This window comes from Streptomyces atratus, assembly GCF_040655115.1.
GTDB classification, from domain to species: Bacteria; Actinomycetota; Actinomycetes; order Streptomycetales; family Streptomycetaceae; genus Streptomyces; species Streptomyces atratus_D.
The window spans coordinates 45,431-61,335 of record NZ_JBFAJH010000007.1 but is presented as its reverse complement, the minus strand read 5'-3'; the positions used below and the strand labels follow the sequence as shown (position 1 = coordinate 61,335).

Genomic DNA, 15,905 nt, shown 5'->3' with positions numbered 1-15,905 from the left:
GCGACACGTCATGGGGGCGCCTGTGTCACTACGAACCGGCCGACACGCGCTTGAGCGACTGGCAGGACGGCACGCGCCGACCGACCGGCTCGTCGAGTTCGATCCGGATACCTGGGAACTGGTCTCCGCCGACGTACGGACCGACACCGGCAAGTGGGTCAAGTCCACCTGGAGCGTGGACGCCGACGGTCGGCGGTGGTGGGTGGTCATCGGCCTGGGGAGCACCGTCGTGACCGTGATCGACGTGGCTCCGGAGCCTGTGGGGCTGGGGAACGGGATCATCACGAAGGGGCCACTGTACGAGTTCGTCGCGGGCGTGAACGCGAAGCTGATGGGCTGATCGATCACGCTCGAGATGCAGAGTGGCCGGTCGTGCGAGGCAGGTCGCACAACGTCCGCCGACAGGTTGAGGTGCTGCCGTACACCCCCAGGCCGCTGCGCACAGCTGTTACATCGGCGGATCCGGCCATGCCCGCATCGGTCCTCGGCCGACTTCTGGCCTTGCTGGCCGGCTCCGCTCTGATCGGTGCCGATGGAGCCTCATCAGTGAGGGTTCCGGAATCGGACGGTGCGCTGACCGAGCGGCTGATTGGTGAGAGCCCGCACTGGATCGGAGTCATCGGGACCGCATCTGGGACCATGGTGACCGTCAAGTTGTCGGCCCTGTCCCAGCGGTGGCGTCTCGGCCAGGAGCTGCCGGAGCGGGCCGACCATGTGGCGACGCTCAACCTGGACCACGGCGTGTGGCATCTCGCCCCCGCCGATTCATATGGGTATGCCTTCGGCCTCGCCAGTGTCGTCGAGCGACGATTCGAAGCACTGGCCGAGGCGACTCAGATCACCCGCTCACAGGCTCACACGCATGCGCGTCTGCTGCGCGAACGCGCCGACGAGCTCGCCGCCCACGCCCCTGGCCCGGTCGGCAAACGCCTGCACGCCAACGCGAAACGGCTCCGGGCGACGGCCGACGCCCACGACGCCGCCGCCCATCCCGCCGAGGTTCTGACATGAACGAGCAGCACCAGGACGAGCGCGTCCGCATCCGCGAGGCCATGGACCGACTCCTGTCGGGACAGGCCACCGTCTCCAACGGCAGCCATACCGTCCTCGCCCTTGCCACGGAGGCCGGCATCCACCGCGTGGCCCTCTTCAAGCGACACGTCGATCTGAAGAACGAGTTCAACGAACGTGTCCGCAAAGAGACCCATCAGGTCCCGGAATCCGAGAAGAGACTCCGGGAGACCGTCACCAAGCTGAAGAAGACCATCGCCAATCAGGAGGCCGAGATCGAGGACCTTCGCCAGCAGGTGACCAGGCTCGCCCTAGCCAGCGCAGTCCTCACTCAGGAAAGCGACAGGCAAGCAGACTGCGCACGTGCCTCCGACAACGTCATCCCGCTCCCCCGACCGATGATCTGATCACAACTGCATGCCGCCGCTCGCGGCAGCCCGAAGAAAGGCCAAGAATTTGACTGATTGATTCAGCTCGTAGGAGCGGGCTTCGGGCCGTTCTCTAGCGAGTTCGAGGCGGATCCCCACGGCTTCGCTGATCGCGGCCAGTGCCTCATCCCGCCGCCCGGAAGCATTCAGGCATACGGAGAGGTTGTGCAAATTCTTGGCGAGACTGGGCCGGAACGCGGAGGGCAGCGCGGTCACCAGCTCGCGTTCGATCTCCACGGCCTCGCTGGCCGCTGCCAGTGCCTCGTCCCACCGGCCGAAGTCAGCCAAGGCACCGGTGAGGTTGGTCAGGCTGGACGCGAGCCCGGGACGATGCGCATCAGGCTGCGCCGCCGCCAGCTTCCGGTGCATCTCCACGGCCTCCCTGGCCGCTGCCAGTGCCTCGTCCTGCCGGCCAAAGAGGGCCAAGTTGCTGGAGAGATTGACAAGGCAAACGGCGAGCTCGTGCCTGAAAGCGTCGGGCAGTGCCGCAACCAACTCCCGGAAGATATCGACCGCTTCGCTGATCGCAGCTAGCGCATCCTGCCACCTCCCCCGGCGCTGCAGAACGGCGCCCAGGTTGTTCAGACTTCCGGCGAGGTTTCCCCGGAACTGGTCGGGCCGTTTTGCGACCAACTCGCGGTAGATATCCACCGCTTCGCCGATCTCCGCGAGCCCTTTCTCCCAGCGCCCGACGGCCGCCAGGTCTCCGCCATGGTTGTCCAGGCTCGTGGCGAGGTGGCACAGCACGATGTCATCGGGCTGCTGTGCGGTGACTCTCCGCTGGATTTCCAGTGCCTCGCTGGCCACGACCAGTGCTTCTTTGGTCTGCCCATGGTGGTTCAGCAGAACAGACAGGTTGTTCAGACTTGAGGAGAGGTCCGGCAGGAACGTGTCGGGTTGTTTCGCGGCCAGTTTTCGGCGGATCCCCACCGCTTCCCGCAAGGCGGCCAGGGCCTTGTCCCACTGTCCTAGCCTCTCCAGCCGGCTGGACAGATCGTGTAGAGCGTCGGCCAGGGCGGGCCGGGCTTCGGGGTCACCGTGGCTGCGGGCTCGGTGGTGGTCAGTGATGAGCTGGCCGACGTGGGTGGACCATGCGCCGAGGCTGTAGCTGGTGGCGGGCAGCCGCCGGGCGAGCAGTTCCAAGTCCTCGAACGTGGTGCGGGATGAGTCGGTGATCTGTTCGAGGGCCTCCAAGAGGGGGCGGGGTGCTTCGGACTGGGTCGCGACGTCGACGGCTGGGCCGGCGAGCACGGCGGAGTGCCGCACGCAGAGCGCGGTCAGGCGCTGGTCGAGCTGGTGGTCGAAGACGGGGTGGGCGGCGGCCCGGGTATAGACGGTGAGTAAATGGGTGGCCTGGCGGTCGGTGGCGCCGGGAACGACGTGGTCGGCCAGGCCGGGGCCGTCCAGCAGATGCCGGCCGAGGAATCGCTCAGCCAGCCGGTCCGGCTGCGGGCTGCCCCAGGGCGCGCCGGGTGCCGGGGGGTAAAGGGCGGCGATCCAACCGAGTACGGCACCCAGTCGGTCGACTGGCTGGTCGGCCAGTCCGGGGACGCGGCGCAGGAGTCCCTCACCCTGACGGTGCGTTTCCGCGCCGAGGGAAAATGCGGCGGCCAGGGCGTCGGTGAGGGTGGCCATGGTCAAGTTCGGGTGCAGTCCGCGTGCAGTGGCGGCGTTGGTCCAGTAGCGGCGCTCGTGGGCCAGCAGCCGGTCCTCCACACCCCGCCCGTCGGGCGCCGGAGCCCCGTTCTGCGGGCCGTCGGCCCGCATTTGGCCGGCAGCGTCCAGGAGGTCGGCTAGCGCGGCCATGTGCAGGGTCAGCGCGATCTCCATGCCGGGGCCATCCGGAACCGACGGCTGGCCATCCGGGTCGGCTCCGCCTGCGGTGAGGCGGGCGGCCAAGTTCGACCAGTCGTGGTCCTGCCAGCCGTGCACCCGAGGCAGCTGTCCCGCGTAGCTGCGCACGGCTTCCTGGTAAGCCTCAGTGCGGGAGGCTCCGGGCTTGGCTTCCAGCGCGGGCAGTGGCACCGCCGCGGCGCCGTCCAGCAGTTCCTCGGCGACTGGGCTGGCTGCCTGCAGTGCTTGCCACCAGTCACCGGCGGTGCGTGCCAGCAGAAGCAGCTTGAACGGTTTGCCTCCCCTGTACCGGGCGGCGGCTTCCACCAGCGCGGTCAACTGTGCCGTACGGGTTTCGGCGTAGTCGACTACGATCAGGAGCGGCACGGCAGCGGCCGCCAGTGCGGCTAGGGATCCGCCGTCCGCGTCGGCACGTAGCCACAGTGTGGTCCAGCCTTCGGCGGCCAGCACGTCGGCCAAGTGCTGGGCCAGCCGGGTCTTGCCCTGCCCGCCGGGGCCATGCAGCAGCCGGGCGCCGAAACCCGCATCGTCGCAGAAGGCGCGTAGATCTCCCAGCACGGCGGTTCGACCATGGAAAGGCACTACCCGGCGGCGGGCCCGCAGGAGGGCAGTCGGCGAAGCGAGCAGCTCTTGGGCTGCCGGTTCTGACGGCTCCGCCAGCTGTTGCCACTCCACCGGTTCCAGCATCACGCCGGTCTCCGGGCCGTACTCCGCCAGGACAGTCCGAAAGGCCGCGTCCCGCATCAGCACCCACGCTGGTACCGCCTCCAGGTGGGCGTGGTCACGGTCGGCTGGGTCGCAGGCGATGACACCAGCCAGCAGATCACCGCAGAACAGCGCAGCGCCCGACATCCCGGCCCACGGCGAGCCCTCGTCCCCGGCTGAGGCCGGGGGATGCTGGCTCAGGCTCATCACGTACCTGTTCCCGACGTAGCGGTCTCCAGGGCTGAGCGTGCCCGAGGGTTGAAGCGTGTCCACGGCGCGGCCGGTTCGCTGCACCACCTCCGGTATTCCCCATGCCTCACACGGGGTGGCGGGCCGGTGGGTGACCAGACGGCCCCAACGATCCCACGCTCCCGCTGGGGGCACCCAGGACGGGTCATCGATACGCACCAGAGCTGCGTCGTCGCGTCCGCGCGGGGTACCACGCCAGACAACGGTCCCGCGCCAGGACGTCTCCTTGCCCGGCCGGAACAGCGATACGGCGCCGTTGCACTCGGGCGTCACATGAGCGGACGTCAGCACCAGACGCGGCCCGACCACATACCCCGAGCCGCGACTTCCGCCGTGTTCGACCGCTACCACCCGCATCCGGTCCATCCAGCGTCCCCCTGGTATCTGTGCCGCAGTTGTGCTCAGTCCTCAAGGTGCGCGGAAACGTCCCCCGGCCCCGGCTCGCGGCCGACACCGCCGTGGACGAACAAGTCGCCACCGTCAGGCCGCTGCGGGGTGAGCGTGACCATCACCCGGTGCGTGCGGCCCCGTGCCACCGCCGCTTCTGCCTCGCCGCTCAGCACCCACGCCTTGAAACCCGCCTTCGCTTTGGCATCAGCCCGCAACTCCACTGCGAATTCCAGTTCCACCGGCCCTACAAGGAACGCCAGATCCGCACCCGCCCCGCGCGCCGCAGCAGCCATCAGTTCGTCCCGCACTGCCGCCACCGCATCCGCCAGTTCGATCTCTTTCACGCCCCGCCCCTTTGCTCCCGCGTCTTGGCACCCTGCGCACGCCTTCCGGGCTGGGATGCCCTCGCAACTCACCGTACCCACATGGAACTTGGTCCGGCTTCCGGTGTCACGATTCCCAACACGGGCACTTCCATGGATACGAGTACCCCGTCCAGTTGCGTGGCCATTGGCTACAACTCATTTGCGTGCATGCGGCGTTCCCGAATTCCGCCAGGACCACCTCCAGTGGGGACACTGTCAGGATCGTCATCCCACGGCTCAAGGTCACACCCGTCGCCAAGAGTCGGCCGCATGCGCCACAACCTAGCCAGGGGTGGGACCCGTGGAGACGATGAAAGACCCCGCCTCTACGATGGGCCGATGGCATCGATCAAGCAGATTCAAGTCACCTTCGACTGCGCAGAACCTGAGCGCGTCGCTCGTTTCTGGTGCGAGGTGTTGGGGTACGTCGTACCGCCGCCACCGGAGGGGTTTACTACTTGGGACGATTTCGATCGCGCACTGCCGGCTGAGCGTCAGGGTTCAGCGTTCGCATGCATGGATCCCTCCGGTGTGGGCCCGCGACTGTTCTTCCAGCGCGTTCCCGAAGGCAAGGTCGTCAAGAATCGGGTGCACCTTGACGTGCGGGTCGGCACCGGGCTCGTGGGTGAAGAGCGCCTGGCGGCACTTGAGGCCGAATGCGCTCGACTGGTCGCGCTCGGCGCGGTACGCGTGCGACTACTGCTTGCCGATGACGACAACGAGTCGTGCCTCGTGATGCAGGACATCGAGGGCAACGAGTTCTGTCTCGACTGAGTGGCCGCGAACGTGGCACCTTCGTGAGTCGACTGGTGCAGTTCGCCATCACGAGGGTCGCCGTCCCGCGGCGCGCCAACGGTCCTGATCCGGAACCACCCTTCGGTGTCCATGAGCAGGGACCGGTGCGGGGTGGGCGCCGACCGCGTCAACGACATCAACGACGACCAACTGAGGGTGATCCGGACACTGCTGGGCACCCTGCTGGCGGCGCCGGGCGGCACGGTCGACAGGGAGTCCAGCACCGCTCGCCGGCCTACGCTCAGCATCCCGTACAGGGTGTCCCACAGCCGCTGGTTCGCCGCCTCGCGAAACCGGAACGCTGCAGCGCCAGGGCTGCCAGCGCGGCCGGGGCGCCCTTCGGCCCGCGGATGCCCGGGAAGGCGTTGATGTCGACGACCACGGGCGTTCCTTCGCGGTCCAGCAGGTCGACACCGTAGACGTCCAGGCCGAAGACCTCGCCCATGTGAAGGGCTGTTGCCGTCCAGTCCTGCGGCAGGTCACGGACCAGTGCCGCCGGCAGCGCACCGTCCGGCGGGGCGCCCACCGGTGCGGGGCGCACCCCCGTGAACACCTCTCCCGCGATCACCCACAGCTTGTGGTCCCAGCCGCTGTTCGCGACGAACTCCTGCAGGACGACAGGCTCGTCGGGCCACTTTGCGGCAAGGTCCCGGAGCTCGGCCGGGCCGTCCACGCGGGCGACCAGGTCCGCGCGCCGGCTGTGGCGGCTCTTCACCATGAGCGGATAGCCGTTCTCCGGCCGCTCCGCTCCGGGGAGGGCTTCGGACAGCGCGTCCAGGGTCCTGGTCCGGGGCATCGGCAGGCCGGCGCCTTCGGCCACGGCGGCGATCCGGCTCCTGTCCTGGCACAGCTCCGTCGCAGCGGCGGAGTTCACCACCCGGGCACCATGTGCTTCGAGGAAACGGGCAAGCTCCAGTGCCCGGGCGTTATGGGCCTTGAGCAGGTAGACGTCCGCGAGATCGTCCGGGATCACCAGTTCCGACGGGGATCCGGTCCCGGTGTCCGGGTTCAGGAACGTCACCTGGTGCTCCGCCTCGATCAGTGCGGAAGAGGCTGCGGCAAGCAGCGGATGATCCGGCTTGTCGGTCAGCAGACACACCCTCATATCTGGGCGACTCCCGGTACAGCCGCCAGCATGTCCGCTTCGGGGTGCGGGTGAGGCTGTCCGTAGGGGATCAGCGGCTGGGAGGGAATGCGCGGAGCCGGGGCGAGTACGCCCGTCCGGGCGCTGCCACCCGCCCTTGCCAGATCGAGGACGGCGCCGGCCAACCTGGATACGGCGTCCGGGACCTGACGGAAGCTCGGAAAGTCATTGATGTCGACGATCACGGGGCCGTCGGGGCCGAGCACCACGTCGATGCCGTACAGGTCGAGTCCGAAGACCGCTCCCACCCTCGCCGCCGCCGCGGCCACCTCGGCGGGCAGGGGGACGACTCCCTCCTCGACCGGCCCGTCCGGGTGAAGCGGGGAACGTCGCAAGGTCGCGTGGAACTCGCCCGCGAGACAGTAGACCTTCAGGTCGGAACCGGGGTTGGGCACGTAGGGCTGTGCGATCAGCTGGCCCTCCCCCGCCTGCTCCGCCTCCGCCAGGCGCCCGGGGTCCGGCACGAACCGCACCCCCCGCCCCGAGCTGCCATCGGCGGGCTTGACCACCAGGGGGAAGAGCTCGTCGGGGACATCCGCGAACAGTGTGGCCCTGGGTGCCGAATAGGTCACCGGAACCGGTAGCCCGTGCTGCCGCGCGATGACCGATGTGAGGACCTTGTCGCGCACGGCACGGATCGACCGCGCATCGTTCACCGTAGTCAGGCCCACGGCCGCCGCGGCCTCCAGAAGGGTGAGCCCGGGGCCGCCGGACACGGTCTTGAGCACCCAGGCGTCATGGGTCCCCGCCCGCACCTCTTCCGAAATCCGCAGCAGCGAGCTGCCGGGGCGCACCACGTCCACCTGGTGTCCCCACGACGACAGTCGTCGGGCAACGTCAAGCGGCATGCCGTCATGCCGGTACAGCTCTTCGACGAGGAAGCAGAGCTTCATCCCAATACCCCTCGGTACCCCCATGACTGATGAGGGCACAACGATGCCTCGCGATGCTCCTCCGAACACCGCCAAAAGGGCAACGCTACGTCACCCTCGCCCCTAAGCAACATCGGCCGGGTGTTACTGATGATGCGTTCCCTCATCCAAACAGATCTTCGTAGGGCGCGGCCATGGAGTGGATGGCGTCGCACCGGCCGAGTCCACTATCGGGTCACGGAGTACGGACGTGCGGAAGTACGGGTCCCTTCCTGGGCAGACATCGTGACGCGCACGCGTCGAACAGCGAAAACGCCCGGGGTCACGAGCGCTCGCGACGAGCTGTCGTGTCGGGGAGGCCCCGAACCATCTCGCTGGTGACACGGGGGCCCCGACTGCTGACGCCACACCCGGCGTCCCGGATCGCACCGAATACGTTACGCACACCCCGCCGGGCATACCCGCAGCTCGTCACACCGTTCACCGCATCGTGTCCATGTTCGCCACAACGATGTGCTTGCTCAGCAGTTGTGAACCCCTCGTACGTGACGACCAGCCGCCCCCATCGCGAGCAGCAGGCGGTGCCCCTCACTGGCCACGATCAGGCCGCCGACGAACCGGCCTGTCACCGGAGGCGGAGCGCCATTCCGGCCCGCACCTGCGACGCCGGTCAGCCGAGGAGGACGACTTTGCCGACCAGCAAGGGTTCACTGCAGGAAGCCGATACCGGCGAGCGGTGCCTGCCGATGGTGTTCCTTGGCCGGTCCGGCCCCGAGGATGACCGCCCGGCAGGCGGGCCGGATCGCAGAAGGGCGCGGGTTCATCGGCCCGGCCCCTTCTGTCGTCGGCTGTCCGCCGAAGCCGCCGTCAGCGGGAACAGCGCCGTTTGTGCTCCCTGGCAACGTCCTTACCAGCGGGCCCAATTGACCCTTGCTCCATGATTGACGAGCACATGCCGCACTAGTTGACTGTCGCCATCACGCGTTCTGTACTTTCCCTTCCCGCACATCCGCAGGTCAGGACGGACCGGCGGCGACAGAAGAATCCCCTCGAGGTGAAGATGCGGCCACGAACAGCACTTCTACTGGCGGCCACCGGTGCCCTTATGTCCGGTGCGCTCAGTGTTCCCGCCAACGCACAGCCCGACCGCGAGGTCCGCGCCGAACTGCCGCGCCTGACTGAGCTGTCGGAGACGACCCGTCTGGCCGACCGGCGCGCGGTCACCATCGGCGACCGGTTCTATTCCATGGGTACCGAGGACGGTCTCTACCCCGCTGCCGGCTGGCACATCCGCGGAGAGATGGGCGGCATGTGGACCCAGCCGATCAAGTTGCTCGACGGCATGTGGTTCGGCCTGAACGGCTCATGGCTGGGTGACGGGGCCAAGGCCGACAAGTTCACCAGCGGCTGGGGCTACACCCGGATCGACTACGCGGCGACCGGCGGCGTCAGGGCGAGCCGTACGGACTTCGCACCGGACGGCCTGCGCGCCGGGCTGGTGGGGCTGACGCTCACCGCGGAGCGGAACTCCAAGGTGACGCTCGCCGTCGACGCCCACTCGGAGCTGATGAACTCCTACCCCTGGGGCTGGACGAACCCGGACCAGCTCAAGTTCAACCTCCGCGACAAGGGCTCCTACTCCGGCAACTCGCTCCTCTTCCGCGAGAAGGGCACCCCGGACGTCCCCAACGCCGACGCGCACGACTACGCGGCCGTCGTCGGCAGCAGGCTGACACCGAAGTCCCACCAACTGGGCCCGGACTACCGCGGTCCGCAGAGCAACCCGGTGATCTGCCCCGCCACCGGTGACGCGCCGAGGAAGTGCGACGACACCGAGGCCGGCAAGGGCACCGGCGGCCGGTTGAACTACAGCGTCGAGCTGAAGGCCGGTGCGCCGACGACGCTGTGGTTCGCGGTCGCCGGCTCGGACGAGGGTCCGGAGAAGGCCCGCGCCCAGTACGACCGGGCACTGGCCGACCCGGAGAAGCTGCTGGAGAAGAAGATCGCCGAGCGCCGGGCGGTGGCCGCCCGCACGTCGGTCGAGCTGCCGGGCGACGAGCTGCTCCAGCGCAGCGTGGAGTGGTCAAAGCAGAACCTGGCCGACTCCGCGCAGGAGTCCCACGGCCTGCGACTGCGCCTCGTCGACGAAGGCAGGCAGTACCCGGCACCAGCCGGCGAGCTGGCGTCCGCCCGTTGGCTGGGGGCCGGCTGGCCGGACTACCCGTGGCTGTTCGGAACCGACGGCGAGTACACCGCGTTCGCCGCCGTGGCCATGGGCGAGTTCGACAACATCAAGGCCCACCTGCGGGCACTGGAGGACGTCAGCGAGACCGTCAACAGGCGCAGCGGCAAGGTCGTGCACGAGGTGACGCCGGACGGCTCGGTCTACTACGGCGCCAACGACAACCCCGGCAACACCGACGAGACCGCGAAGTTCCCGAGCGCCGTCGCGCTGGTGTGGCGCTGGACGGGGGACGACGCGTTCCGCGACGAGCTGTACGACTTCACCGTGCGGAACATGAAGTTCATCTACCGCACGCTCGACAAGGACGGCGACGGATGGCCTGAGGGCCTGGGCAACGTCGAGCGCGCCGGCATGGGCGAGGAGAAGCTCGACAACGCGGTCTACACCGCCCGTGGCCTCCGCGACCTCGCGGACATGGCGCGCAGCAAGCACGACTCCGCGACGGCCGCATGGGCGACGGAGCGCGCAGAGGAGCTGGAGCGGCGGTTCGAGAAGACCTGGTGGGCCGGTGGCGACACCGACCAGTACGGCGACTCGCTGAACGATGCGGACAACAGCCCGATCGTGCAGCGCCACTGGATCGGCGTGACCCCGATGGACGCGGAGATGGTCCGTCCGGGCCGGCCCACGCTCCCGCTGGCCTCGTCCGAGCACGGCCGGGCCGCGTTGGAGAAGCGGCAGGAGGACTGCTACTCCGGGGAGTTCGGGCTCTACCACACCGGAACCGGCCCGACCTCGGCGGAGGGCGGCAACAAGGGCCCGTCCTGCGACAGCGCGGTGTCCGCCGTGCAGAGCGAGCGCGCCATCTACTCCCTCAACACCGCGATCATGGCGGTCGCAGAGGGGAACTACGGCCGGCTGGGCCGCGACGAACAGCAGCGCTACACGACGGCGAACGCCCGGATCCAGCTGGACCCCTCGGCCTGGGAGATGCCCGGTGCGATGCCGGAGATCGCGCCGAGCCCGGACGCGCCGGCGAACATCGAGCGTCCCCTCACGGAGCGTTCGATGGCGCTGCAGGCCTGGGGCGCGTACGGCGTGCTGTGGCCGGTGGTGCACCAGCAGCTCGGGGTCTCGCCCGACCTGGGCCGCGGCCGGCTCTCGGTGGTCCCGCAGGTGCCGAGCGGCCAGGAGCGGATCGCCGGCAGCAACATCCGGCTGGCGAACGGGTCGGTCGACGTCCGCGCACAGCACGCGGGGAAGACCTTCACCACCGAGGTCGCCCGGGATCTGGACGCCGAGCTCTCCATCGGCCACGTGGTGCCGAAGGGCTCCCGGATCGGTTCGGTGACGCTCGACGGGCACCCCGTGGCGTACCGGACCGTCACGACCCCGCGGGGCCAGGAGGTCATCGTCTCCGCGCCGAGCGGTGAGGGCCCCACCACCCTGGTGGTCACGCTCAAGTGACCGGCCGGGCCCGGGAAGCCGGGTCCGGCACACGGCCCCTGTCGGCCGCTCGGCCGACAGGGGCCGCCGCGTTCCCCTCCGGGACGGGGCCGCTTTCGGCTCCCATCGGCCCCATCAGGGCATCGCGAACGGTCGCCCGCTGCACCTATTGCCCACGCCGATCGCCGATCCTGACGAGACGACTCGCCTCGGCATACGCCGGCACCATCACGCACCGCGCCTGATGCGTCGCGGTGCGAGCGGAACAACCGTCGAGGACGGGGTGGGCGGCACCCTGGAGGAAGAGAGGGTGTGAAGGTGGGAGAGGAGGCGTGATGCGAACCAGCGACGAGATCTATAACCGGGTCCGCTGGGACCCGCGGTTCGACCCGGCCCGGTTCGTGCTGGGGGTCAGCCAGCGCGGGGATGCCGTCAAACGCATCCCGCTGCCTTCCTTCGTGCCCGGGGGCGACATCCCGTGGCACCGGGTGGTGTTCATCGAGGCGGACGGCGAGGTGGTCTGGGACCGGGCCACGGGCGTGGATCGCATCGACGCGTCGGGTGCCGGCCGGGTGCGGGACCCGCAAGCGGACCTGAGCTTCGACACGAGCTCCGGCAGGAGCGAGCCCGTCGGCGTCCTCGACGTGTCCCCGACGGCCCGCACGGCGGTGGCCTGGATCCCGCCTGCGGAGCTGTGGCCGCCGATCCAGGACATCCGCCGGGATCACGATCCGCAGATCCACCGGTGGCCGCCGCACGTCAATGTGCTCTTCGGCTTCGTGCCGGAATCCGACTTCGAGCGGGCTGCCCCGCTGCTCGCCGCCGCGACGGCCGAGACGCCGGTCTTCACCGCCCGGCTGGACGGGGTGCGCACCTTCCGGCACAGGGCGTACTTCACCGTGTGGCTCGACCCGACGGCAGCCGGCAAGGCGCCGTGGGCGGACCTGCACCGCGTACTGCAGCAGCGGTTCCCGCGCTGTCGTGGACCCGCCAAGAACTTCACCCCGCATCTGTCCCTGGGCCGGACCCGGGATCCGCGGCGAGTCACCGCCGACTGCGCCATCCGGCTCGACGCCATGACGGCGACAGTCTGGGAACTCGTCCTGCTCTCCCGCAGGGGCGACGGGCCGATGCGGCCACGGGCCACGGTCGCCCTGCGAACGGGCGAGGTCCGCCGGCTGCCCGCGCCCGGCCTCGAAGCACCGGGCCCGGAGGACACGGCATGGCTCTCCGAGATCACCGACAGGTGAGGCCAAGGCCAGGTGGAGCAAAGCACCGCCTGGTCCGGCGCCGACGTACGCCGTCGGCTGCGGCGGCCCTACTCCTTCACCGCGCCCGTCAGCATGCCCTCGATGAAGCGGCGCTGCAGCGCCACGTACACGACCACCACCGGCAGCGCGATGAGCACCGACGCCGCCGCCAGCAGCGACGTGTCCGCCGTGTGCTGGCCCTGGAAGAAGGCCAGGCCCAGTGGGACCGTGCGCAGGGACTCGTTGCTGATCATCACCAGGGCCATGAGGAACTCGTTCCACGTCCACATGAAGGTGATGACGATCATGGTGGTGATGGCGGGCCGGCCCATCGGCACCAGGATCCGCCACAGCGTGGTCCAGGTGGAGGCGCCGTCCATCCGGGCCGCCTCGATGACGGAGCGGGCGCTGCCGCGGAAGTAGGAGCGCAGCCAGAAGACGCCGAAGGCCAGCGACTGGGCGGTCTGCGGCAGGATCAGCGCCCAGTACGTGTCCGTCAGCTCCACGTACCGCAGGTCGAAGTAGAGCGGGACGACCAGCGACTCCTGCGGCAGCGTGAGGCCGAGGACGAACAGGTAGAACAGCAGCGTCGAGCCGGGGAAGCGCATCACGCCGAAGGCGTAGCCGGCCAGGATCGCCAGCACCGCCGTCGCCGCCACCACGACCGCGGTCACCAGCAACGAGTTGCCCAGGTACGTACCGAAGTGGCCACGGGTCCAGGCGTCGGCGAAGTTGCCCCAGTGCAGGCCGCCTTCGGGCAGTGAGAAACCGGTGCCCAGCGCGCCCTGGCGGCCGAAGGCGGTGGAGAGGATGCCGATGACCGGGGTGAGCGAGATGACGGCGAAGACCGTCAGGATCGCGTACGTGGCGCCGCGTTCGGTGCGCGAGATCACGACCGCCGCCCTTCGACGAGCCGGGAGACCGTGACGGTCAGTGCGAAGATCAGGACGGTGAGGGCGACGCCGACGGCAGCCGCGGAGCCGACTTGATTGGTCTCGAAGGCCCGGTGGTAGACCTCGTACGCCGGCACCGAGGTGGAGTTGCCCGGACCGCCGCTGGTGGTGATGTAGATCAGGTCGAAGTTGCGCAGCCCCGCCACAATGGTGAGGGTCAGCGCCACCGCGATCACCGCCCGCAGGCCGGGCAGGGTGACGCTGAGGAACTCGCGTACCGCGCCCGCCCCGTCGATCCGCGCCGCCTCGTACAGCTCGCGCGGGATGCGCTGGGCGCCGGCGAGGAAGAGCACCATGCACAGCCCGGTCCCCACCCAGGTGCCGACGGCGCCGACCGCGGGCAGCGCCCAGTCGTAGTCGCCCAGCCAGGCCCGGGTCAGCGAGCCGAGGCCGACGGCCTTCAGAGTGTCGTTGAGCAGGCCGTCGGGGGCGAGGATGGAACGCCAGGCGACGCCGACCACGACCATGGCGAGGACCTGCGGCAGGAACAGCACGGTGCGGAAGAAGGTCATGCCCCGCACCCGGATCCGCGACATCACGGCGGCCAGCAGCAGGCCGATGGCCACCGGCAGGGCGGCGTAGAACAGCAGCAGGACGAGGGCGTGGACGAACGACGCGCGCAGGTTCGGATCGGTGAAGAGATCGGTGTAGTTGCCGAATCCGGCCCAGGTGGCCTGTGTCAGCCCGTCCCAGTGCAGCAGCGACAGCCACACCGACTGGCCGAAGGGGTACAGCAGGAAGGCGCCGTACAGGGCGAGCGCCGGCAGCACGTAGAGGTAGCCGACGGCGCGCGGCTCGCCGGGGGCGCGGCGGCGGTAGCGGTCGCGGAGAGGGGTCACTTCGACCCCGCCGTGTTGCCGCCGCGCTGCTTCTTCATGAAGCTGCCGTAGTCCTTCTGCAGCGACGCCGCGAACTTCTCGGGGTCGCTGTGGCCGGCGATGAGGTCCTGCAGCGCCTTGGACGTGGTGTCGTAGAAGCTCGGCGTGGCGTAGTCGAGGTACGGCACCAGGCCGTCGCCGGCGGTCAGCCGCCGCCAGCCGGCGATCATCTGCCCCTCGCTGCTCTCCGGGTCGATCCGGGCCGCGGCCCGGCCCGGCAGCGCGGGCAGTACGCCGTGCTCGGTCATGACGTCCGCCGCGTGCGTGCTGGTGATGAAGCCGAGGTAGGCGGCGGCGACTTCGGGGTGCTTGGAGCGCGAGGAGATCGACCAGGCCAGCCCTTGGCCGCCAGTGGTCATCGGGGTGGTGCCGGCCTTGGCGGGCGGCGGCGGGATGAGGCCCAGCCTGCCGTCCATCGCCTTCTTCAGGTCGGCCTGCAGCCAGGTGCCGGTGATCAGGTACGCGCCGTCGCCGCCGGCGAACTTCTTGGCGGCGTCGTCGTAGCCGAGCCCGTTGGCGCCCTTGGGCAGGTAGCCCTTCTTGACCCAGTCGGCCAGGGTGGCGGCGGCGTCCTTGGTGTACGCGTTGTCGAAGCCCCGGCCGCGGCCGAGGACCGTGTCGCGCGCCTGCGCCCCGCCGAGCTGGTCCTGCAGCACACCGAAGGTGTGGATCGCCGGGTACTTGTCCAGGTTGCCGAACTGGACGGGCAGTTCGCCCTTCTTCTTCAGCGTGCCGAGGCTCGCGGTGAATTCCCCCCAGGTCTCCGGTGGCTTCACGCCGGCCTTCGCCAGGACGTCCTTGTTGTAGTAGACGCCGACGAACTCGCCGGTCTGGGATATCCCGTAGAGCCGGCCGGTGCCGAAGCGGCGGCCGTCGGTCGAGACCCGGTTGAGGTTGAGCAGCGTGGTGGGGTAGCGGGTGTTCCAGTCGTAGATGCCCGCGTAGGTGTCCAGCGGGGCGAGCAGCCCGGCCTGGACGAAGGACACCATGTCCGGATAGCCCTGGTTCGCCTGCACCACGTCCGGCGGGTTGTTGCCGGATATCGCAAGCTTCAGGGTGGTCTTGAGGTCGGAGAAGCTCCGCGAGACCCGATTGATGCGGACGTTCGGGTACTTCTTCTCGAACTCCTTGTTGAGCTGCTCGATCTCGCCGTTCGTGCCGCCGCGGGTCTCCTGGTCCCACACGGTGAGCGTGACGTTGCCGGCGCGCGCCGGATCCGGCACGGCCGTGCTCCCGGCCCCGGCCGCCGGGCCGGCCTGCGACCCGTCGGTGCCGGGTACGCACCCGGCGGCCAGCAGCGTCAGGCCGGCGACGAGGGTGGCCGGCAGCACGCTCCGTCTGTCGCGTCGTGTGCCGGTACGCGGTCGCATCGCGCGAACT

Annotated in this window: 12 protein-coding genes and 1 pseudogene; 6 read left to right on the top strand and 7 right to left on the bottom strand. The window is 69.4% G+C overall.

Going from position 1 to position 15,905, the window contains the following annotated elements:
- Positions 1-22 precede the first annotated feature (22 nt).
- From AB0I23_RS11055 to AB0I23_RS11045, 3 genes are all read left to right on the top strand, one after another.
- The gene (locus AB0I23_RS11055; protein WP_359108931.1) at positions 23-340 is read left to right on the top strand and encodes a hypothetical protein; all 318 of its coding nucleotides are present in this window, start codon (positions 23-25) and stop codon (positions 338-340) included.
- Between the two features lie 206 nt (positions 341-546).
- Positions 547-1,011, top strand: a complete 465-nt coding sequence (locus tag AB0I23_RS11050; RefSeq protein ID WP_359108929.1) for a hypothetical protein — start codon at positions 547-549, stop codon at positions 1,009-1,011.
- Entirely contained in the window at positions 1,008-1,418 is a 411-nt protein-coding gene (locus tag AB0I23_RS11045; protein WP_359108928.1) for a hypothetical protein, read from the top strand. The genes AB0I23_RS11050 and AB0I23_RS11045 overlap by 4 nt, the downstream gene beginning before the upstream one ends.
- On the opposite strand, the gene AB0I23_RS11040 is transcribed toward AB0I23_RS11045, so the two are convergent.
- The gene (locus AB0I23_RS11040; RefSeq protein ID WP_359109095.1) at positions 1,419-4,604 is read right to left on the bottom strand and encodes a tetratricopeptide repeat protein; all 3,186 of its coding nucleotides are present in this window, start codon (positions 4,602-4,604) and stop codon (positions 1,419-1,421) included.
- A 44-nt stretch (positions 4,605-4,648) separates the two neighbouring features.
- Positions 4,649-4,981, bottom strand: a complete 333-nt coding sequence (locus AB0I23_RS11035) for a trypco2 family protein (protein WP_359108926.1) — start codon at positions 4,979-4,981, stop codon at positions 4,649-4,651.
- 360 nt (positions 4,982-5,341) lie between these two features.
- Between AB0I23_RS11035 and AB0I23_RS11030 the strand changes: the two genes are divergently transcribed.
- Positions 5,342-5,776 (top strand): VOC family protein, encoded by a 435-nt coding sequence (locus AB0I23_RS11030; protein WP_359108924.1) that lies wholly within the window; start codon positions 5,342-5,344, stop codon positions 5,774-5,776.
- A 424-nt stretch (positions 5,777-6,200) separates the two neighbouring features.
- Here AB0I23_RS11030 and AB0I23_RS41660 read toward each other — a convergent pair.
- Positions 6,201-6,515, bottom strand: a pseudogene (locus AB0I23_RS41660) (ATP-grasp domain-containing protein); the annotation flags it as partial.
- A gap of 383 nt (positions 6,516-6,898) precedes the next feature.
- On the bottom strand, positions 6,899-7,834 hold the full coding sequence (locus AB0I23_RS11020) for an ATP-grasp domain-containing protein (protein ID WP_359108920.1): 936 nt from the start codon (positions 7,832-7,834) through the stop codon (positions 6,899-6,901).
- A gap of 1,084 nt (positions 7,835-8,918) precedes the next feature.
- Between AB0I23_RS11020 and AB0I23_RS11015 the strand changes: the two genes are divergently transcribed.
- Together AB0I23_RS11015 and AB0I23_RS11010 are read left to right on the top strand one after the other, a co-directional pair.
- Entirely contained in the window at positions 8,919-11,465 is a 2,547-nt protein-coding gene (locus tag AB0I23_RS11015) for a hypothetical protein (protein ID WP_359108918.1), read from the top strand.
- A gap of 314 nt (positions 11,466-11,779) precedes the next feature.
- Positions 11,780-12,694: an RNA repair domain-containing protein gene (locus AB0I23_RS11010; RefSeq protein WP_359108916.1), complete on the top strand. Its 915-nt coding sequence runs from the start codon at positions 11,780-11,782 to the stop codon at positions 12,692-12,694.
- A 68-nt stretch (positions 12,695-12,762) separates the two neighbouring features.
- Here the strand turns inward: AB0I23_RS11010 and AB0I23_RS11005 are convergent, their stop codons facing one another.
- From AB0I23_RS11005 to AB0I23_RS10995, 3 genes are read right to left on the bottom strand one after another with little or no spacing between them, the layout of a single operon-like run.
- The gene (locus AB0I23_RS11005) at positions 12,763-13,587 is read right to left on the bottom strand and encodes a carbohydrate ABC transporter permease (protein ID WP_359108914.1); all 825 of its coding nucleotides are present in this window, start codon (positions 13,585-13,587) and stop codon (positions 12,763-12,765) included.
- Positions 13,584-14,486, bottom strand: a complete 903-nt coding sequence (locus AB0I23_RS11000; protein WP_359108912.1) for a carbohydrate ABC transporter permease — start codon at positions 14,484-14,486, stop codon at positions 13,584-13,586. The genes AB0I23_RS11005 and AB0I23_RS11000 overlap by 4 nt, the downstream gene beginning before the upstream one ends.
- Positions 14,483-15,895 carry an extracellular solute-binding protein gene (locus tag AB0I23_RS10995; protein WP_359108910.1) on the bottom strand — a complete coding sequence of 471 codons (1,413 nt, stop codon included), beginning with the start codon at positions 15,893-15,895 and terminating at the stop codon, positions 14,483-14,485. Before AB0I23_RS10995 ends, AB0I23_RS11000 begins: the two co-directional genes overlap by 4 nt.
- Between the last annotated feature and the right edge of the window lie 10 nt (positions 15,896-15,905).